This window comes from Prevotella melaninogenica (genome assembly GCF_003609775.1).
Taxonomy (GTDB): Bacteria; Bacteroidota; Bacteroidia; order Bacteroidales; family Bacteroidaceae; genus Prevotella; species Prevotella melaninogenica_A.
This window is the reverse complement of sequence record NZ_AP018050.1, coordinates 791,501-812,538: the sequence shown is the minus strand read 5'-3', so window position 1 is coordinate 812,538 and position 21,038 is coordinate 791,501. Positions and strand designations below refer to the sequence as shown.

Annotated in this window: 18 protein-coding genes and 1 pseudogene; 15 read left to right on the top strand and 4 right to left on the bottom strand. The window is 42.2% G+C overall.

What is annotated here, in order from left to right; translation table 11 throughout:
* Positions 1-135 precede the first annotated feature (135 nt).
* From PMEL_RS09965 to PMEL_RS12440, 3 genes are all read left to right on the top strand, one after another.
* A complete protein-coding gene (locus tag PMEL_RS09965) occupies positions 136-1,488 on the top strand; it encodes a TIGR00341 family protein (RefSeq protein ID WP_120175120.1) in 1,353 nt (450 codons plus the stop codon).
* A gap of 343 nt (positions 1,489-1,831) precedes the next feature.
* Positions 1,832-2,137, top strand: coding sequence for a YtxH domain-containing protein (locus PMEL_RS09960; protein ID WP_120175119.1), 306 nt, complete (start codon positions 1,832-1,834; stop codon positions 2,135-2,137).
* A 43-nt stretch (positions 2,138-2,180) separates the two neighbouring features.
* Positions 2,181-2,507 (top strand): hypothetical protein, encoded by a 327-nt coding sequence (locus PMEL_RS12440; RefSeq protein ID WP_120175118.1) that lies wholly within the window; start codon positions 2,181-2,183, stop codon positions 2,505-2,507.
* 316 nt (positions 2,508-2,823) lie between these two features.
* Here PMEL_RS12440 and PMEL_RS09950 read toward each other — a convergent pair whose 3' ends face one another.
* The 3 genes from PMEL_RS09950 to PMEL_RS09940 all read right to left on the bottom strand — a co-directional run bounded on the left by PMEL_RS09950 (position 2,824) and on the right by PMEL_RS09940 (position 5,597).
* On the bottom strand, positions 2,824-3,078 hold the full coding sequence (locus tag PMEL_RS09950; RefSeq protein ID WP_120175117.1) for a GlsB/YeaQ/YmgE family stress response membrane protein: 255 nt from the start codon (positions 3,076-3,078) through the stop codon (positions 2,824-2,826).
* Positions 3,079-3,769: 691 nt separating this feature from the next.
* Positions 3,770-5,317 carry a hypothetical protein gene (locus tag PMEL_RS09945; RefSeq protein ID WP_120175116.1) on the bottom strand — a complete coding sequence of 516 codons (1,548 nt, stop codon included), beginning with the start codon at positions 5,315-5,317 and terminating at the stop codon, positions 3,770-3,772.
* Between the two features lie 55 nt (positions 5,318-5,372).
* Positions 5,373-5,597, bottom strand: a complete 225-nt coding sequence (locus tag PMEL_RS09940; protein WP_120175115.1) for a hypothetical protein — start codon at positions 5,595-5,597, stop codon at positions 5,373-5,375.
* A gap of 525 nt (positions 5,598-6,122) precedes the next feature.
* On the opposite strand from PMEL_RS09940, the gene PMEL_RS09935 reads away from it, so the two are divergent.
* The 12 genes and pseudogenes from PMEL_RS09935 (at position 6,123) to PMEL_RS09880 (ending at position 19,821) form a co-directional block, all read left to right on the top strand.
* Positions 6,123-7,739: an ABC-F family ATP-binding cassette domain-containing protein gene (locus tag PMEL_RS09935; RefSeq protein WP_120175114.1), complete on the top strand. Its 1,617-nt coding sequence runs from the start codon at positions 6,123-6,125 to the stop codon at positions 7,737-7,739.
* Between the two features lie 62 nt (positions 7,740-7,801).
* The gene (locus tag PMEL_RS09930) at positions 7,802-8,380 is read left to right on the top strand and encodes a nucleotide exchange factor GrpE (RefSeq protein ID WP_120175113.1); all 579 of its coding nucleotides are present in this window, start codon (positions 7,802-7,804) and stop codon (positions 8,378-8,380) included.
* Positions 8,381-8,384: 4 nt separating this feature from the next.
* Positions 8,385-9,548, top strand: a complete 1,164-nt coding sequence (gene dnaJ / locus PMEL_RS09925; RefSeq protein WP_120175112.1) for a molecular chaperone DnaJ — start codon at positions 8,385-8,387, stop codon at positions 9,546-9,548.
* 225 nt (positions 9,549-9,773) lie between these two features.
* Positions 9,774-11,066, top strand: a complete 1,293-nt coding sequence (locus tag PMEL_RS09920) for a bifunctional folylpolyglutamate synthase/dihydrofolate synthase (protein WP_120175111.1) — start codon at positions 9,774-9,776, stop codon at positions 11,064-11,066.
* 301 nt (positions 11,067-11,367) lie between these two features.
* Positions 11,368-11,742 carry a leucine-rich repeat protein gene (locus PMEL_RS09915; protein WP_120175110.1) on the top strand — a complete coding sequence of 125 codons (375 nt, stop codon included), beginning with the start codon at positions 11,368-11,370 and terminating at the stop codon, positions 11,740-11,742.
* Positions 11,743-12,039: 297 nt separating this feature from the next.
* On the top strand, positions 12,040-12,975 hold the full coding sequence (tnpA, locus tag PMEL_RS09910) for a transposon Tn4555 protein TnpA (RefSeq protein ID WP_004292844.1): 936 nt from the start codon (positions 12,040-12,042) through the stop codon (positions 12,973-12,975).
* 141 nt (positions 12,976-13,116) lie between these two features.
* On the top strand, positions 13,117-14,235 hold the full coding sequence (locus PMEL_RS09905; protein ID WP_004338318.1) for a tyrosine-type recombinase/integrase: 1,119 nt from the start codon (positions 13,117-13,119) through the stop codon (positions 14,233-14,235).
* Between the two features lie 247 nt (positions 14,236-14,482).
* Positions 14,483-15,340, top strand: coding sequence for a transposon Tn4555 protein TnpC (tnpC, locus tag PMEL_RS09900; RefSeq protein WP_004339687.1), 858 nt, complete (start codon positions 14,483-14,485; stop codon positions 15,338-15,340).
* 199 nt (positions 15,341-15,539) lie between these two features.
* Positions 15,540-15,914, top strand: a complete 375-nt coding sequence (locus PMEL_RS09895; protein ID WP_004338328.1) for an excisionase family DNA-binding protein — start codon at positions 15,540-15,542, stop codon at positions 15,912-15,914.
* Positions 15,915-15,919: 5 nt separating this feature from the next.
* Positions 15,920-17,017, top strand: coding sequence for an AAA family ATPase (locus PMEL_RS09890; RefSeq protein WP_004348225.1), 1,098 nt, complete (start codon positions 15,920-15,922; stop codon positions 17,015-17,017).
* Positions 17,018-17,020: 3 nt separating this feature from the next.
* Complete coding sequence (locus tag PMEL_RS09885; RefSeq protein ID WP_004292742.1) at positions 17,021-18,136, top strand: DUF6371 domain-containing protein; 1,116 nt, start codon at positions 17,021-17,023, stop codon at positions 18,134-18,136.
* Positions 18,137-18,418: 282 nt separating this feature from the next.
* Positions 18,419-19,821 (top strand): annotated as a pseudogene (locus PMEL_RS09880) (mobilization protein).
* Positions 19,822-19,913: 92 nt separating this feature from the next.
* On the opposite strand, the gene PMEL_RS09875 reads toward PMEL_RS09880, so the two are convergent.
* Entirely contained in the window at positions 19,914-20,879 is a 966-nt protein-coding gene (locus PMEL_RS09875; RefSeq protein ID WP_004339683.1) for a CfxA family broad-spectrum class A beta-lactamase, read from the bottom strand.
* Positions 20,880-21,038 lie beyond the last annotated feature (159 nt).

The window sequence follows — 21,038 nt, the reverse complement described above, 5'->3', positions numbered from 1 at the left end:
TATCTTTACCAATCTTGTTTTTATGTGAAACGAAAAGAATGTACGCTCACAAACACCAGCCCACTCCTTAATAGTTAATCAAGAAACTGCTTGAAACTTTCCATTAAATTTAGTATCTTTGCAAAAAAAAACGAAATGCAGGAAAATAACAATCAAACTTTATGGCAGATAATTAAGAGTTATTTCAATGTCTTACCTTACAAAGACGGCGAAAAATATGTTATCAAACAAATAACTAATGGTATCAACTTTCAAGGTTCTAATCTCTGGATACTTATCTTTGCCGTATTTATTGCATCCTTAGGCTTAAATGTCAATTCAACGGCAGTAATTATTGGTGCTATGCTCATCTCTCCACTGATGGGACCAATCATCGGTATGGGATTAGCTCTTGGAATTGCTGATTTGGACTTGTTCAAACAGTCCATAAAAAACTATTTGATAAGTACATTCATTAGCGTTGTTACTGCAACAATCTACTTTACACTTTCACCTATCACGGATGCTCAATCCGAACTCTTAGCGCGCACATCGCCTACCCTTTATGACGTATTGATAGCTCTTTTTGGTGGTGCTGCTGGCTTCTTAGCTATGTCAACAAAAGGAAAAAACAACGTAATACCTGGTGTTGCTATTGCTACAGCATTGATGCCACCACTTTGTACAGCAGGCTATGGACTTGCTGTGCAAAACACGTCCTACTTCCTTGGGGCATTTTACCTATACTTCATCAATACTGTTTTCATTGCTTTTACAACCTGTCTTGGTGTACGCTTTCTGCATTTTCATAGAAAGCAGTTTATCAATCTTGAAAAAATGAGACGAGTAAATTATTACATCGTTAGCATTATTATTATCACAATTATCCCTGCAAGCTACATGACATGGAACATCATTAAGCAAAGTGTATTTAAAAATAACATAGAGAATTTCATTACAAAGGAACTTAATTATAGCGGAACAAACATTCTCTCACACCAATACGACCTAAAAACCAAGACCCTCCATGTGGTAGCGGTGGGCAATCCGATTTCAACTGATTCGATAGCTAAAGCACAAAAAGCGATGACTAATTATCAGCTTGATGGCTACGCACTAAAGGTGATACAAGGATCTAACTCTGATAGCTTATTACTCCTACAGCACAAGAATAAAGGTCAGTTGATGGTAGGAGAAAAAAATACGGCTGAATGGCAAGAACTTGCATATAGAAATGATGTATTACAGAAGCAGCTAAACTCTTACACGCATTATCCTGTACTTGCTAACGACATGCGAGAAGAACTTAAAGTCGTATGCCCCTCAGCAAAGAGTATCATACTTTCAAAAGCATCTGAGTCTTTCGTTGATTCTGCTTCAATAAAAAATCATATCGTGGCTATAGTCAAAACAAACAAGACACTTGCCAAAGACAACAGAAAACAGCTTTATGACTGGCTGAAAGTGAAAGTCAAATCTGACAGCCTTGAATTAATTATTTTACCATAATAATAGTACAATACAAAAGTAAGAAGTACCAAACCATCACGGGTTTGGTATTTTTTTATACTTACATACATAAACAAAAACTCTAAAATTGAATGTAGAAGATAGTTATATAGACTTGACTTTTTTTAAAAAAATCGTATTGCCATCAAGTAAACATTGTATTTTAAAAGGCGCTGATACTGATTTTCATTAATATATAAAATATTATCACAATGCCCATGAAAAATGTTATTCTTTGTAAAACTACCACACAATTCTCGCATCAATATTGCTAATATCAAATTTATTTATTATATTTACAACGATATTATATTTTTAAACTAATTAAAACAGATCTACGACTATGTCGAAAATTGGAAGCATTTTATTAGGAGTAGCAGCTGGAACAGTTGCAGGTATAGGTGTACTTTTTGTACTTGACAAGGATAAAACCTTATGTAAAAAGAATTATATAGGCGATAAAGTTGATGAACTAAAAGACCAAATAGATAGTCTTACAAGAAAAATGCGTGATAAATCAATGGAGTTAAAAGGCACTTTAGAAGAAAAGGTTGACAATCTTTTATCAGATTCAGACAGTAAACCTGAAGACCTTGTTAAGCTATTAGAAAAGAAATTAGCATCATTGAAAGAAAAAGTTAAGAAATAACTTAGCTGATTAGTAACCCTTAAAATCAAATTATCTTACTTCAATCTCTTGTAGCAAGACAGATGACCCTGCAGACAATGACATCTTTGCAGGAACATACAAAGGAAGAATCACTTATTCTGGTGATAAAATAAAGAAAAGTGCCGATAATGGTTCTATAACCGTCATTAAAGCAGCTGGTAGTTACTATTTTAGATTTTCAGATGGAATCCCTGATCTTAAAGGTGTAACCTTTAAAAAGGAAGGTGACCATACTTTAGTAAATATTGACTTGAAAGAAGGCGTAAAAATAATTAGAATCAATGCTTCATCATTGAATATTCTATACACTAAAGATGGGAAAATATGGACTGCTAACGGAAAGAGATAGTAGAGAAAAAACATAAGAGTAAAGCCCCGAAATGTATGACATTTCGGGGCTTTACATTTATTAGATAGAGAGATTTAGAAATAAAAAGTTGACATTAAACCCATTTCTGCTATTAGACTACAATATGTATATTATTTAACTATAGTAGTGTTTCCTACCATCTTTTATTTTCCTATCAGTTTCTTGTCTGTCTTTATAACTTGTCATAGTCTGATGCTACGCCTGCGCTACAAAGCCAAACATCTATTCAATGATAAAACAATATATATTTAGGTTCTAATGACTTGTTTGGGTTAAAACACCCACTTTAGTGTCCTTATTTTTTCTTTCCAAACACAATATTTAATAAGAATAAAATCACAACAGCACCTATGGCACCTGTGATGATAGAACCAATCCACCCGTCACCAAGTGAAATATGAAGCACACTTCCTAAAAGCCAAGATCCTACGCCACTTCCAAGAATACCAACAATGATATTCCCAAAAAGTCCTAAACCGCTACCTTTATAGATAAGTCCACCTAACCATCCTGCAATGGCTCCAATAATAAGTGATGCAATAATGCCCATAAGCTTTAAATTTAATGTATAACACAAAGGTAAGAAATTTTACCTAAAAATGCAAACAAAAGCAAGATTACTTCCATTATACCACAAGCGTATAAAATTTCTTACAAGGTTACTACCTAAATCATGCTTGCCAAATTATCACTTTGGAGATAACAACATAGAGTAAACACGCATTAGATAAACGCTATATTGAGTTTCGCATAGTAAATCATAGAAGAAAGGTCATAGATAGTTCTGCGTAAATTCCATTATTAAAAAGACTCAACAACTTATCTTAAAGCACGCAACAGCCTTTGAAAAAACATTACAAAACAAACAGACTATCTCACTTTAAAAGAAAGGAAAATTCATCCTTTCAGCATCTTTACAACAATCTGTTTATCAGGTTATTACAAAGTAGCATTTCAAAAGGTGCTCTTTAAGCCTTCAAAAGGGCATCTATTGAAGCCTTAAAGAGCATCTTTTACCATGCTATTGGGCGTCTTTTAGAAACCAATTAAGCATCAATTAAAAAACACGAGGTAAAGAAAATAAACAAAGTAGGCAAAGAAACAAAACTTGCCAACGACATCGTACTTCCCTGAACTGTCCGAAGACAACTCAACGCTGTACGTGCGTTGGCAAGGTTATATCTACTTAACCTGCAACTTTAAGAAGGAAAGTTTCTTAAAGAGAGGAATGAGAATGCAAGTTACTCAAAAGTACCTATGTAATATCCATCATTACTTGTTGTAGGATTTACAATGAGCTTGCTCTTGCTAAATTCCAACGAGTATGCCCAGGTTTCGTCAACTGGAGAAGCACTTGATGACCAATAAAATCCTTTCTCTCCAATTCTTGACAAATAACCTTCACTATATTTACCCAAAGCAGGTAAAAAGAAGTATCTACTTGCAAAATAGCCTACAGGTGCACCTTGAGTAGGAGTCACTTCAATTCTTGCATAATCATCGCGCATATCCAGATAGCTTGGACCTTGATCAGAATTGAACGATGTTATCAATTTGATATATGCTTTATTGCGGAGCCATATACCACCCTTATATAAGTGTCCCATTGCTGTCCACAGTTTATCATCATCCCAACGTGGATCACCATTCTTTACATACCATCCCAGCTCATTAGCATTAGGCAAATCCTTACAAGAAGAATTCATAGCATCCTCACGGCCGAAGCCTCCAGTCCTATGAAAGTAGCTATCACTACCAAAAGTTGGGTAATTTGGATTGCTTTTGGTTGCAAGCACAGGCTGCCAAGGATTGGCAGAATTCCACTCATGGCCATTCCAATAATTCTTCTGTGCATCCCACATATAGTACTTTCTACCATCGTAATCAGTTACATTGAGGTTAGCCTCCATATCATAATAGTCGTTCTTCTCATATTTGAACGAATCATACGTCTTAGTAATAGCACCCTCAACGTTTGTAACATAGTCCTTGATCCAATAACGAACGGTCAAGGCGTGTGTACCTGGACGGATAACAACATAGGCACCATTGGTTTTTACATCTGCTGCGCTGGTATTCATAGAGAAACCATTTGCATAAGAACCGCTACCCTTTGTTGTCATTGTAATAGTCTTACCGCTACCCGTACCTGTCAACTCACCTGTTGTTGTGTCAAGTGTGTAAGTACCAGTAAGGTCATTGTCAGATGTCACTTCAATCTTTGTCAGCTGACAATTCTTTACTGCTGTATTGTTTGTAAAAGGCTGGAACACGAGAATAGCAGCCTGATGGTCGAGACGGAAATTAAATACGCCGTTACCACCTGTTGCATCTGCTGTACCACAGTCACCTGCCTCACCAATATGAAGAGTACTGTTAGGCTGTGCCTGAGTCTGTGTGCCAGAGATAGTTACATTGTTGTTAAGACCATTCTTACCAGGGTAGTACACCTTATAAGTAGTGCTATTTGTGTACTTACCAGGAACCATGAACTTAAAGCTGGCTGTCTTCTCTGTTGGAGCATTGCTACTCTTGTTCCAAGTTCCGTTATCATCCTTTACGTAGATATGATCACCAGCCTCCCAGAAGAAAGCACCATCATCATAGTTGAGTGAAGTACGAGTTTCAGCAGCACCTGTCACGAATGAAGTAAGGTTGCTGTTGTTTTCAGTGTTTGTATCTACATTGCTCTGTGCTACATCTTCGTTAGAACAAGATGTAAAAGCCATTACGATGCCACACAATGCTACCAAAGATAGCAGGCGCACCTTAAAAGTATGTTTTCTCATTATTAATATAGTCTTTTTAAACTAATTACTTAATTATATTAAAACTCTCATTTGATTAATCTTCCCACAATGAAGTATGTCCATTGCTTGACAAAGCCTCGTCACCAACCTCAAACCACTCAAGTGCTTCTTTTGCATTATTAGCAGTAGGGCCTTTCTTACGACGGCCTGGATTGTGCTGACTATGGTATGACGCATCTAACAAAAGACTCTCACTGTTAACACTCATAATCTCTGTCTGAGGCTTCTGATATCCCAATTTAATCTTATTCTGTTTCATAACTTATGATATAAAATGCTATTTTGAATACTATTTTAAATGATATACATTTATAAATTTAGGATGACAATATTTACACCCTTGTTCGAAAGTATGCGTATTAAGGTGATAGAAAACTGGTATTTTATCCTATTTCTGTTATCCTAATTGAAGAACTCAATGCAGTATCACACTGCTTCTTTTACCTTATTATATATTAGGTTTTTGTTAGTCCTTAATTATGTTTATCCTTAAACTACATCCTTTAGTAATTAATTTGAAATTTTTCGGCTGCAAAATTACTGAAATAATTTCAATCACGCAAGATTTTAAATTAAAACAACACTTTCTTTTTTGTTTTTTTCAACACCTTTGCATATAAGTTAATTCTATAGAGAAGACCAATAAACATTTATAGCCATTTAAGCAATAGGAGTTTTATATCAAAAGAACAACAGACTCATCTATCGACTTGTTTCTTTGTCATTTGAAATAAAAATCGTACCTTTGCAGCCAAATTATTATATAATAAGGTATTAGAAAAAGATGATTACACTTTCAAACCTTGCTATCCAATTCGGCAAGAGAGTTCTATACAAGGACGTTAACTTAAAGTTTACACCAGGTAATATTTACGGAGTCATTGGTGCTAATGGCGCTGGTAAATCAACCTTGCTTCGTGCCATTTCTGGCGACTTGGAGCCAAATAAAGGAACAGTAGAGTTAGGACCAGGCGAGCGTCTATCAGTACTGGAACAGGACCACTTCAAATATGATGAGTATAAAGTAATGGACACTGTCCTCATGGGACATGAGTCTCTTTGGCAGAACATGAAAGAACGTGAGGAACTTTACGCTAAGCCAGAGATGACAGAAGAGGATGGTAATCGTGCTGCCGACTTAGAGTTGAAGTTTGCTGAGATGAACGGATGGGAGGCTGAAAGCAATGCTGCACAGCTTCTTCAGAACCTCGGCGTTAAGGAGGATTTGCATGAGAAGCAGATGTCACAGCTCTCAAATACTGAGAAGGTGCGTGTGATGTTGGCGAAGGCTCTCTTTGGTAAGCCTGAGAACTTGTTGCTTGATGAGCCTACCAACGACCTTGACCTTGAAACCGTTGAATGGTTAGAGGATTACCTTGGTGAGATTGACGAGCATCAGACAGTATTGGTTGTATCGCACGACCGTCACTTCCTTGACTCTGTCAGCACACAGACGATTGATATCGACTTCGGTAAGGTAACAGTCTTTGCGGGTAACTACTCATTCTGGTATGAGAGTTCACAGTTGGCTTTACGTCAGGCTCAAAACCAGAAGATGAAGGCTGAGGAGAAGAAGAAACAGTTGGAGGAGTTCATCCGCCGATTCTCTGCCAATGTGGCTAAGAGTAAGCAGACAACATCACGTAAGAAGATGTTGGAGCGTTTGAACGTAGAGGAGATTCGTCCATCAAGCCGTAAATATCCAGGTATCATCTTCTCTATGGAGCGCGAACCTGGTAATCAGATCCTTGAGGTTGAGAACTTGAAGGCTGTTGATGAGGACGGAACAGTACTCTTCGATAATGTGAACTTCAATATTGAGAAGGGACAGAAGGTAGTCTTCCTCTCTCGTAACTCAAAGGCTATGACTGCGCTCTTCGAGATTATCAATGGTAATCGAGAGCCTGATGCTGGTACATATAATTGGGGTGTGACAATCACTACGGCTTATCTCCCATTGGATAATACCGAGTTCTTCGATTGTGATTTGAACCTCGTTGACTGGTTGTCACAGTTCGGACCAGGTAATGAAGTGGCTATGAAGGGCTTCTTGGGTCGTATGTTGTTCAAGCAGGAAGAGGTTGAGAAGAAGGTGAATGTACTCTCTGGAGGTGAGAAGATGCGTTGTATGATTGCACGTATGCAGCTTCAGAATGCCAACTGTTTGATTCTTGATACGCCTACTAACCACCTTGACTTGGAGAGTATTCAAGCATTCAATAACAACCTGATTGGCTTCAAGGGTAATATCCTCTTTAGTTCACATGACCATGAGTTTATTAACACTGTGGCTGATCGTATCATTGAGTTGACTCCAAAGGGTACCATCGACAAGCTCATGAGCTACGATGACTATATCCATGATGAGCAGATTAAGGAGCAAAAGGCAGGAATGTACTAAGATTGTCAAAACATGGCATACTATTTGCAAGTGTATGTCATGACAAATAGTGCAATAAAATTATGAGTAAGAAAGAGAAAAATATAAAGATTGAAGGCGAAGAGCTGGAGTTGAATAACGAAGAAACAACCCAGAACGAGACTGAAACACAGGCGGAAGATGCTAACGGAGAGGAGACTCCTGCAGAGGAAGAACTCAACCCATTGGTAGCTGCACAGAACGAAGCTGAGCAGTGGAAGGACAAGTATATCCGTTTGGTTGCCGAATTTGAGAACTACAAGAAGCGTACACTGAAGGAGAAGTCAGAGCTGATTCTCAACGGAAGTGAGAAGACTGTAGCTGCTATTCTGCCTATCCTTGACGACTTTGAGCGTGCTACTGCCGATAAGACAGAGGACCCACAGGCGATTAAAGAAGGCTTTGAACTTATCTATAAGAAGTTTTTGAAGGCCTTGGAGACACTCGGTGTTAACAAGATTGAGACCGAGAATGCCGACTTCAATGTTGATTACCATGAGGCAATCGCAATGGTTCCCGGCATGGGCGATGACAAGAAGGGCAAGGTTATCGACTGTGTACAGACAGGCTATACACTCAATGATAAGGTTATTCGTCACGCAAAGGTAGCAGTAGGACAATAGTAAGATGGCAAAAAGAGATTACTATGAGGTACTCGGAGTAAGTAAAGGTGCCTCTGAAGACGAGATAAAGAAAGCATACAGAAAACTTGCTATCAAGTATCATCCTGACCGTAATCCAGATGATCCTGAGGCTGAAGCAAAGTTTAAAGAGGCTGCCGAAGCTTATGATGTACTGCACGATCCACAGAAACGCCAACAGTATGACCAGTTTGGTTTCGATGCTCCTGGCGGTGGCTTTGGTGGTGGTAGTCCATTCGGTTCAGCTGGTGGTTTCTCTATGGACGATATCTTCTCTATGTTTGGCGATGTATTCGGTGGACGTGGCGGAGGTTTCGGCGGATTCGGAGGTGGCGGACATCAAGCCCCAAAGTACCGTGGAACAGACCTTCGTTTAAAGGTTCGTCTATCATTACAAGAGGTTGCTACGGGCGTTACCAAGAAGTTCAAGGTGCGCAAGGACGTAACTTGTGAACATTGTCATGGCTCTGGTGCTGAGGAGGGTAGCGGAACAGAGACCTGTCAGAACTGTCATGGTTCGGGCGTTGAAATCCGTACACAGCAGAGTATCTTCGGTATGATGCAGACCCAGACTACCTGTCATGTATGTAATGGTGAGGGAACTATCATTAAAAACAAGTGTACCCACTGCCATGGCGAAGGCGTTGTAAAGGGCGAGGAAGTAGTTGAAATCAATATCCCAGCAGGTGTAGCTGAAGGTATGGTAGTCAATGTTCCGGGCAAGGGTAATGCTGGTAGACACAATGGTGTGGCTGGTAATATCCAAGTATATATCGAGGAGGAAACCAATGACACCTTCATTCGTGACGGTCAGAACATCATCTATAACCTCCTACTCGACTTCCCAACAGCAACTTTAGGTGGTCAGGTTGACATCCCAACCATCGATGGCAGCAATGTGAAGATTAAGATTGAACCAGGAACACAGCCTGGCAAGACACTCCGCCTACGTGGTAAGGGTCTTCCTGCAGTACAAGGTTATGGCAGCGGTACTGGTGATTTGGTGGTTCACATCAGTATTTATGTTCCAAAGGAACTGAATAAGGAAGAGAAGAAGATGATTGAAGAATTACGCCAAAGCGAGAACTTCCGTGGTGACAACAACACCAAACGCTCTATCTTTGAGAACTTTAAGAAACTCTTCAGTTAAGCAAGTTGACGAGTTTGACGAGTTGACAAGTAAACAAGTTGACAAGTAAACAAGTTGACGAGTAAACAAGTTGACGAGTAAACGAGTTTTTTAATTAGCAATGAGTTTACAAACAAAATTGAAATAATGATTATATGCCCCATTAGACTTCTTTGGCTAATGGGGCTAAATCATTTCCCTACATTCCATCATCACCCAACACCCAACACCCAACACCCAACACCCATGAACTACCAAGAAACCGTAGAATATCTATTCAACAGCACACCCGTCTTTGAACACGTCGGAGCATCTGCTTATAAAGAAGGACTCGAGACAACAAAGGCTTTGGACGAGCACTTCGGTCATCCACATACTCACTTTCTTTCTATCCATGTTGCAGGAACCAACGGAAAAGGTTCGTGCTCACACACGTTGGCTGCTATCCTCCAAGCGGAAGGATATAAGGTCGGACTCTATACCAGTCCTCACCTCGTTGACTTCCGCGAGCGTATCAAAGTCAATGGAGAAATGATTTCTGAGCAGGAGGTTATAGACTTTATCGAACAGGAACGCAACTTCTTTGAGCCACTGCACCCTTCTTTCTTTGAACTCACAACAGCCTTAGCTTTCAAGTATTTTGCTGAACAAAAGGTAGACATCGCCATCATCGAAGTAGGCTTAGGTGGTAGACTTGATTGTACGAACATCATCACCCCTATCCTATCGATTATCACCAATATATCACTCGATCACACCCAGTTCCTCGGCAACACACTCGCAGCTATCGCAGCAGAGAAAGCTGGCATTATCAAACATCGTGTACCGGTCGTTATTGGTGAGTCTGTCCCTGAAACACAGATTGTTTTCAAGGCAAAAGCACAGAAAGAGGATGCGCTCATTGTCTTTGCAGAAGACATCCCCGCAGTGCTTTCGTCTCGCCTTAACCCCGATGGTGGTATCGCTTATCAAACTCGTTTCTTCGGTGATATTGTTGGCGAATTGGGTGGTAGCTACCAAGAGAAAAACGCTAACACAGTCTTAACAGCCGTCATGCAACTGTATAATAAAGGTGTCGTCAAGAACGCAGAGAGTATTGCTAAAGGCTTTGCCAATGTTTGCGAACTGACAGGACTGATGGGTAGATGGCAGAAACTACAAGCAACCCCATTGGTCATTTGCGACACAGGTCACAATGCTGGCGGATGGACTTACCTCTCTCAACAAATCAAACGTCAACAATGTAAGCAGAAGCGCATTGTCTTTGGTATGGTGGATGATAAAGACCTACATACTGTTATGTCCATGCTCCCCGATGATGTCATTTACTATTGGACACAACCAAGTACACATCGTGCCTTCCCCGCAGAGAAAGTTGCCGCAACAGCCGACGATTACGACCTACACGGAAAGGTCTACCCAACCGTCCTTGAAGCCTACCAAGCTGCCCTTCAAGATGCTGACGAACAAGATTTTATCTTCATTGGCGGCTCCAGCTATGTGGTTGCCGACTTGCTGACAAGCTTACAAAAGATGTAGTATAACCATCATTATCTACTAAGCTTATATTACTACATAAGTTTAATTTTCGTTTGCTGTCACTTTTAACATTTCATATAATAAACTTATAATCAAATTATTACGAGTATAGAAGTGGTGACAGGAGTGACAGCAAAGTTGATTTTCATAATTTCACGACCATCTCTCAACAATAACTATCTTGAAGAAGAAGCAAAATGCTACATAAACTTTTTATAGAAAAACATTTATAATAAATTTTATTTATCTTTGCATTTGAACTTCCGTAAATCAAATATATTATTTATATAAAAGTACTAATATGAAACAAATTTACATCTTATTAATAGCCCTACTCATGGGCTTATCGGCTAATGCCGAGGAGTCTGGTACTTGTGGACCTAATCTAAGATGGCACCTTACTGATAATGGTGTTTTGACCATTTCAGGAAAAGGGAAAATGTATGATTATTCATTCGACAACAGAGCACCATGGGGCAGATATGATATTAAACGAATTATAATAGGTAATGGTATTACCACGATTGGCGGCCGTGCTTTCGCAGGTTGTAGCGCGCTAACTTCTGTAACCATTTCAAATAGTGTTACGACAATTGGAGAGGCTGCTTTCGCTGGATGTATTTATAACCATAGAACAACCAAAACTAATCAGAAATATCCGAGTGTAAATCTTTAATTACCAGCATATTCTAAAATTTAACACTTTTCGGTTGCCATTTGTCGCTTCCCAAATTTCCACATATTTTTGAGACGTATTTCTGACGTGGAGAATTTGCGGGGCTTGTTTTTTGTCACACCGTGCAGACAGTTGACAAGGGTTTACAACCGTTTACGACAAGCGACAATAACCGCCCCGATATGCGGAAACAGTCACACTGTGTAGAAAAGCGACAATGGTTGACTTCCGTTCACATCCGTTTACCATTTCAGAGATATAGGATTGAAGAAATGAACCATTAAACGATAAAACGGTATGAAAGCAACCAGAAAATGCAGTTTTTGCGGCAAGTCCTTTGTAACCCGAAGCGGTATGCAAAGATATTGCAGTGAGGCTTGTCAGGCAGAAGCCAAACGAGCCAGAGTGATGCAGAAGAACAACCTCTTCAAAGTCGCCCAACCCTTGATGGAGATACAGCATCAGGAGTATCTCACCTTTTCCAAAGCAGCCATCCTCATGGGCTGTTCCCGACAGTACATTTACAAACTTGTAGCCATCGGCAAGCTGAAAGCCTCACGCATCAGCAACCGCATGGCATTCATCCGCAGAGCCGACATCGAGCAGATGTTGGAGGGCAATCCCTATCACCGCATCCTGCCCGGCAACACCTCCACACCAAGGAAATCATCTTCATCTTCCTTACCTGCCAAAAGAGAAAAAAGGGAAAAGGAAAGCGAAGAAGTGTTGGACTTCTATTCGGGCGAGGAGGTGATGTCCCTTTTTAAGGTAAAGCAGTCATGGCTTTACACTTCCGCCAAGCGTAACCATATCCCCATCTGCCGTATCGCAGGAAAGAACTATTACAGCAAGAAGCATATTGACGAGTTTTTCGGTGTGGCAGTTGATATTAGCGAAATTACCGACTGGCTACTGACCGAGGAGGTGGAGGAACTGTTCGGCATGAAGCCGACCGCACTCCGTGCCTACACCTATCGCCATAAGATACCCACTAAAAGAGAGTACGGGCGTACCTATTACTCCAAATCACATTTGAACGAACTCCGCAGAACTGACCTTGTGAACGATGAACGCTACTATACCGTTGAGCAGGTGCAGCAAATCTATGGTCTTTCGTCAGCCAACATCTGCCATATCGTCAAGGTGAAGCACATCGAAAAGATAAAGGTGGGTGTGAAAAACCTGCTTTTGCGCTCAGATGTGGAGCGTGTCATGGCTGAAAGGAACAAATAACCGTGAAAAATCGGGATTATCGAAAATTATTTCAAAATGATGTATCGTGGAGGTATTCACGGATATTTCACGTTGTTCCTTTGCCATCGGAAACATGGATACAACTCCAAAATGTATACAACCAATTAAAACATAATTATTATGAGTAAATGCAAAACAGTTACCTTGCGTAAGCGCAAGATTAAGAACGGGACACAGTATTCACTATGCCTTGACTACTATCCCGGCTACCGTGACAATGTCACCATGAGAGTGATTACACGTGAAGCCTTAGGAATTTACATCTTCGCCAAACCTGCAAACCAGCAGGAACGGGACTTCAACGCACGCATGATGAAGAAAGCGGTCATCCTGCGCAACCAGCGCTACGAAGCCATTTTCAATGAAAACAACGGCTTTTTTGACAAGACCAAGATGAAGGGCGATTTCCTTGCCTATTTCAAAGGACTGGCTGACCGCAAGAATATCAAGTGGCAGCACGTATACAAGCATTTCCAGCGGTTCGTGAACGGCAAATGCACCTTTGAGGAGGTGGATGTGGATTTGTGCCGCAAGTTCATGGAATACCTGCTTGATGCACCCCAATCCATCCACACCAACCAAAAGCTGCACATCAACTCCGCAGCAGGCTATTGGTCAACTTTCCGTGCCGTGCTGCACACCGCTTACCGTGACAGGAAGATAAAGGAGAACCCAAACGGCTTCTTAGACCGCATCGAGTGCATTCCCACCATCAGGGAGCATTTGAGCCAAGAGGAACTGATACGGCTTGCCGAAACACCCTGTGAGGAGGAGGTCTTGAAAAAAGCTTTTCTTTTCGCCTGTCTTACGGGACTGAGAAAGAGCGACATCAGACAGCTCACGTGGCAGCAGATACAACCATACACCAACGGCAGGATGTTCGTTACCACCCGTATGCAGAAAACCAAAGAAATAGTGCATAACCCCATCAGTGATGAAGCCTATGGACTGCTGGGAGAACGGGGCGAGGGACTTATCTTTGAGGATTTCAAGGACAAGATGCTGCAAGGACCACTCCAACGGTGGCTCACGGCAGCAGGGATAACCAAGAAAATCACCTTTCACTGTACCCGCCACAGCTTCGGAAGCCTGCACGTGGAAATGGGAACGGACATGGCTGTCATCCAAGCCTATCTCGGACATAAGAACATTACCACCACACAAATCTATTCCAAGATAGCAGCGCAGCAGATGTGTCAGGTGGTGGACAAGATAACCTTGAAGCGCAAGGAGGCATAAATGTCTCACATTGACAGGTATTCAGAGGGGCGGTTATGGCTACAAGGCTATAATCGCCCCTCTATGTTTTTGGCTTGATGCCACCATTTATAAGCCCCTCAGAGTATGAAACAGAGTATGATATGATGACATTTCGTGAAATACATTGAAAAAGACCGTTCTAACCGCAAATAACGGGCAGTAATTGGGAAAAATAGCATTAACTTTGCACAAAATAATACAGGAACATTCAATCTCTCAACGAAATATGGAATCATCAATCAAGGACAAATACATCATCTTGGGCTTTGTCGGCTTCGCCATCGTCCTAATATCTTCCATTGCCACGCTGGTAATAGCGGACAGCTTCAACCAAGACAACTTTGTCAGGTGGATAGTATTCGTATGCTGTAACCTGTTGGGATGGTTGCTCTATCTCTCCTTTCAGACACTTATCTTTGATACATACGAAATCTACAAAATCAAGTTCGGCAAGAAAGAAACGATTGCCGAAGCCATAGAGGTGCAGGAAGAACTGTCACAAAATACACTTGAAGAAGCCACATCTGTGCCTGGACCTACATCAGTCCCTGAGCCTGTACCCGAATCATCCCCGACAAAAGAAGAGACACTTATCCAAACACAACCGATAGAGCTTACTATCGCCCCGGATCTTCACGAAAAGAACCGTGCCAATTACGCAAGCAGAGAGCAACGGGAAAAGGAAGAGCGCATCCGCATGGTCATGGAGTATTGCCATTATTACCTGCCTCGCATTGCCGACCAAGAAACCGTGAACCACATCTGTACTGAGGTGGACAAATGGATGAATCTTAACACTTATACCCCGAAGCCCATACAAAGACCGTTTACCAAAGACATCAACAACATTCCACTCCGTCACTTCGTATGGAATATCTCTGAGCGTTTCCTGTACAAGAGATACTACAATGGGGATAACCGTGCCAAGTTCATCAAAGCCCTTTTCCCGAAATCGTTTGCTGATACAGACTTATCAACCATCAAGAATTTCAAGGTAGAGCCGTTAAAGACGGAAATTCCCATTGATGAACCCGAAAACGGCAAACTTGATTTCCACTATCCCGAGGATTATGTGCGGAATTAGGATAATCACGACACCAACGACAACCATCCGGTAACTCATAACCGCCTGTTTTACATCGTTTCCCGAGTAATTTTACCCGTCATTTATGGCTGGGCTTAATTATTCGGGAATTATTTTGCAATGACGTGTCGTGGAGATATTCACGGATATATCATTTCAGTCCTTTGCGCCAAGTCTTACAAAAGAGACGAGTACGCGAATGGAAAAATCAATTCTTACCTTCAACGACCTCCCCGAGGTTGTCGCTCAGCTTCGAGACGAAGTGATGAGCCTGAAAAGCCTGCTCGCCGAGCAGCGCAGTGTGAACAATGCCAAAACGGTGGACACCCACGTGCCCATGTCTGTGGACGAGGCAGCAGAGTATTTAGGTATCCCTAAGGGTACGCTCTACATGAAACTGTCAGAAGGGACAATCCCTGCCACCAAGCCCGGCAAACGCTATTGCCTTTACCGTGACGAACTGGACAAGTGGCTGGAAACCGCCCGAAAGAATCCCATACCGTTGTCAGACGAGGAACTGAACAAGTCCTTATCCTCTTCCCACCGTCGCAAGCCCAACCCACGTAACTGGTGAATGATATGGAAGAGGATAAGAACTATATCAACCTGATACGTGGCGACCTCACAAAAGCATCCCAAGCGCATAACGGTATGCCCGACAGTGTAGGCATGATGAATATCAAGACGGCAAACCAAACCATTCTTGAAGCATCGTTATTGCCTACGCCCCGTGCGCTGTGGGACAGCTTTTGGTACGAGGGGGAACTCTCCTGCTTGTTTGCCGATTCCAACGTGGGCAAGTCCATCCTTGCCGTGCAGATAGCCGACCGCATCGCCCGAACCGACAATGTGCTGTATCTGGACTTTGAACTGTCCGAAAAGCAGTTCCAGCTCCGCTATACCAACGAGCATGGAGAGCTCTACACCTTTCCCGACAAACTCTATCGGGTGTCTATTGACTGCAACCAGCTTTTGGATGCCAACTTTGAGGAAGCTATCATAGGCGGCATTGAACAGATGGCTGTGCAGACCGACTGCAAGATTTTCATCATTGACAATCTTACCTACCTGTGTTGCGCCATGGAGAAAGGCGATGCCGCAGGACGGCTGATGATTCAGCTGAACAATCTCAAAAAGAGATATGCGCTCTCTATCCTTGTCCTAGCACATACGCCCAAACGCTCTTTGGATTGTCCCATCACATCCAACGACCTTGCCGGAAGCAAACGGCTCTACAATTTCTTTGACAGCGTGTTCACCATTGGAAAAAGTGCCCAAGACGGAGGGCTTCGCTATGTGAAGCAGCTTAAAGTGCGCTATGGCACGTTCTCTCATGATGCGGATAATGTAATCGTTTACGAGATTGACAAGGTGGATGCTTTCTTGCAGTTCGTGTTCAGGGGCTATTCCACGGAAAAGGAACACTTGAAAAAATTGGGCGACAATGAATCAAGCCAAAGGGATTGCCAAATTCTGCAACTCTCCCAATCGGGCAAGTCCGTCAGGGAGATAGCCTCACAGGTGAATTGTGGCAAGTCCACCGTAAACCGTATCATCCAGCGCAGCAAAGAGAGTAAAAACGCAGGTGTCCCAAGTGTCCCACTGTCCCAACCCTTAGAGTGTGGGACAATGGGACAGGATGGGACAGCCGACAATCAACCATCAAAAACGGACTAAGCTATGGGCAATTATTCATTACAGAAGTATAAAGGAACGGCAACACGGCATACCTGCCCCAAATGCGGAGACAGGCATTCTTTCGTCTATTACGTGGACGAAAATAATGTGCCGTTGCATCCATCGGTCGGCAGATGTAACCACGAAAGCGGTTGTGGGTATCACTACACTCCGAAAGAGTATTTTCAAGAGCATCCTGAACACAGAACTACCAATGATTTCTCTTTTGACAGGCAAAGAGCAGAGCAGAAGAAAGTGAAGCAGCAAAGTAAGCCGACAGCCATCGGCTATATTCCCCCTCACTATGTGGAGAAGTCGCAAAGCGAGCGTAGCAATTTCTTCCGTTTCCTCTTCACACTCCTTACTTCCTACTATGGCGACAAGGCGAAAGAGGTGTTGAAGCGGTTGTTGGAGGAATACCGTTTGGGGGCTACCCGTGACGGCTCTGTTATCTTTTGGCAGATAGACAGGACGGGCAAGGTACGCACGGGAAAGGTGATGCAGTACAATCCCGAAGACGGACACCGTATCAAGGGAGGACAGACATCGGCAGTGAACTGGATACACAGCATATTGAAAAAGCAGCGTGTGTTGGCAGAGGATTGGCAACTATCCCAATGCCTTTTCGGGGAACACTTGTTGAAAACGCATCCCGACAAGGTGGTGGTCTTGGTGGAATCCGAGAAGAGTGCCGTTATCGGTTCTGCTATCTTCCCCGATTATGTATGGCTGGCTACGGGTGGTAAGAGTCAGATGAGAGAAGAGAAACTCCGTGTACTGTCAGGGCGAACCGTGCTTCTCTTTCCCGATGCCGATGCTTATGCCGAGTGGAAACAGCGAGCCGAGAGCATGTACTTTTGTAAGGTGGTGGTTTCGGACATCATCGAAAGGAATGCCACCCCGAAACAAAAAGAAGCCCATATCGACATAGCCGATTGGATTATCTTTCAGATACGGGAGGGCAAGGTGATGAGTACAGCCAACCACTTGGTCGAGGCTGAGAGAATCCTCCAGCGGATGATAGAGAAGAATCCCGTCCTGCAAAAACTGATAGACGATTTAGACCTTGTGCTGGTCGGTGCATCTCCAATCGGCAACGATGATGAAAAACCTCCCTGACGGAGGAGAGCGGAAGCCGTAGGCTGGAGTTTGCAGACAATGGCTTGCCATTGATATAGCCCACTATAACTACACGCTCCGCTTACGTAGTTGTGGGCTCTCCCGAGGGGATTAGGGTTTTACCCTAATGACCCACTCAGGGCGTTTCTCCCCTGAGAACCCAGAGCAAAGAGTGACCCTCTCTTTGCAATCTCCGCTTATGGGTTGCACCCCTAAGAACCCCATGCGTTTACGGACAGCGGAAAAGCAAACAATAAAGTACAAACCAAAAAACAAGTATCTATGGCAACAAAATCAAGCATACATATCAAGCCCTGCAACATCGCATCGAGCGAGGCTCACAACAGGAGGACTGCCGAATACATGCGCCACATCGGAGAGTCCAGAATCTATGTCGTTCCTGAACTATCCACCGATAACGAACAGTGGATAAATCCCGACTTCGGCAGTCCGGATTTGCGGATGCATTATGACAATATCAGACAGATGGTAAAGGAAAAGACCGGACGTGCCATGCAGGAAAAGGAGCGTGAACGCAAAGGCAAGAACGGTAAAATAGTCAAGATTGCGGGATGCTCCCCCATACGTGAAGGAGTGCTGCTTGTCAGGTCGGACACCACACTGGCAGACGTGCGTAAATTCGGTGAGGAGTGTCAAAGACGCTGGGGAATCACACCGCTGCAAATCTTCCTGCACAAGGATGAAGGGCATTGGCTGAACGGTCAGCCGGAAGCGGAAGACAGGGAAAGCTTCAAAGTCGGGGACAGATGGTTCAAGCCGAACTATCATGCCCATATCGTTTTCGACTGGATGAACCACGAAACAGGAAAGAGCCGAAAGCTCAATGACGATGACATGATGCAGATGCAGACCCTTGCATCCGACATCCTGCTGATGGAACGCGGGCAGTCAAAGGCTGTCACTGGTAAGGAGCATCTGGAACGGAACGACTTTATCATTGAGAAGCAGAAAGCTGAACTGCAACGCATGGATGCAGCCAAACGGCACAAAGAAGAACAGATAAATCTTGCCGAGCAGGAACTGAAACAGGTGAAATCAGAAATACGCACTGACAAGTTAAAGAAGACAGCCACCACGGCAGCGACAGCCATAACTAGTGGAGTTGCTTCTCTTTTCGGGAGTGGAAAACTGAAAGAACTGGAACGTGCCAACGAAAAACTGCAAGACGAGGTTTCAAAACGGAACACCAATATTGAAAAATTGCAGAGCCAAGTACAGCAGATGCAGAAACAGCATGATACGCAAATCCACAATCTCAGAGAAATGCACAGGCAGGAACTTGACATGAAAGAAAAAGAACTGTCACGGCTCGCCAGAATCATAGACAAGGCTTTCAGGTGGTTTCGATGTTCAGGGAAATGCTGCGCATGGAAAAGTTTTGTGCCATGCTGGGATTCTCTAAAGAAATGACTGAAAGTCTTATAGTCAAAAAAGAAGCCCTGAAATGTAGCGGTAAAATCTATTCCGAGCAACACAGGCGGAACTTTGATATAAAGGATGATATTTTAAGGGTGGAAAATGACCCTGACGATGAAAGCAGGCTGAACCTGACAATAAACAGGAAGCCGATTGCCGACTGGTTCAGGGAGCAATGGCACAGGCTTAGATATGGAGCAAGAGTGCCGCAACAGGAAGAAAGAAAAAGTAGAGGATTCAAATTATAATAGAAGCAATTTGATTAGTAATCTAAAAGCACTCCGATAACGATTAGAGTGCTTTTAGATTGTTTATCATTAATTATCAAAGCAAGTGCAGTTTAAGATTTTACTGAAGTTTGCATTAATAAAGAATATACTACAGCTGATATATGCGCAACATATTGTGACGCTTGTGATTCATTTCCCTTGAAATCCTTAACAAATACCGCTAAGGTATAACTGATATTATTAGGCAGACATATATAGGCAACATCATTGTGAGCTGCAAGAACACCATTTTCATTAACATAACCTGAACCTGTCTTATGCGCTATAACAACCCCTTCTTTATCAAGAAGTGGAGCTGCTATCCTATCTACACCTGTTTTGCATTCTTTTAACGTATTCTTAATGAAACTTTGTTTCTCATCATCGATAAGACCTTCAGTAAACAAACGATTCATCAACATTGCAGCACCAAGAGGAGATGTATAGTTAGAGTAAGCCTTGTTATGGTCAGCCGACATTTCCTCTTCCGTATAAGCTATCTGAAAACTTGAACGAGGAATGAGTGTGGCTATAAAACTATCTGTTTGAGCGACATTAACCATATCCTTAAACATAAGGTTGCTTGCATTGTTGTCACTCTGAGTAAGAGTATAACGCAGCAAATCTCTCACTGTCAATGATATGACTGGCCCTGAATAATCTTTCAGCATAGGACTCCAAGTCTTTGGGTCAAGTTTATCCCTATTTATATTTACTAAGGTATCAAGTGAAATTCCTTTATTGTCAAAGTCATTACAAAGAGCTAATGCCTGATGAACCTTAAACACACTCATCATAGGATAAACACTCTTATTATTGACCTTAACCGTATCTCTGTTATTAACAATAACCGCCACACCAATTTCGCCAGGACAAGCTGAGACAATTTGAGAAATGCTATCAGTCAAAACATTTGTTAAAGGAGGATTTGCGCTATCTTTTGTCGCTGATTTATGGAACAATGAAAATACCAAGATGAAAATGCAAACTAAAGCTATACTCAAAACTACGATTTGTTTTTTTCTGTTTTTTTCCATGTTTATATTATTTATATTTGTTTGACGAGAATATCTTTATTTGCCGACAAAGGTACATAACTTTACGGAAAAATATGTTTCTAAAATATATAAATAGACAGCTGTGGGGAAAATGTGGGGAAAAATTAGATAATTAAAAAGGCTAAATGACTGGAAATA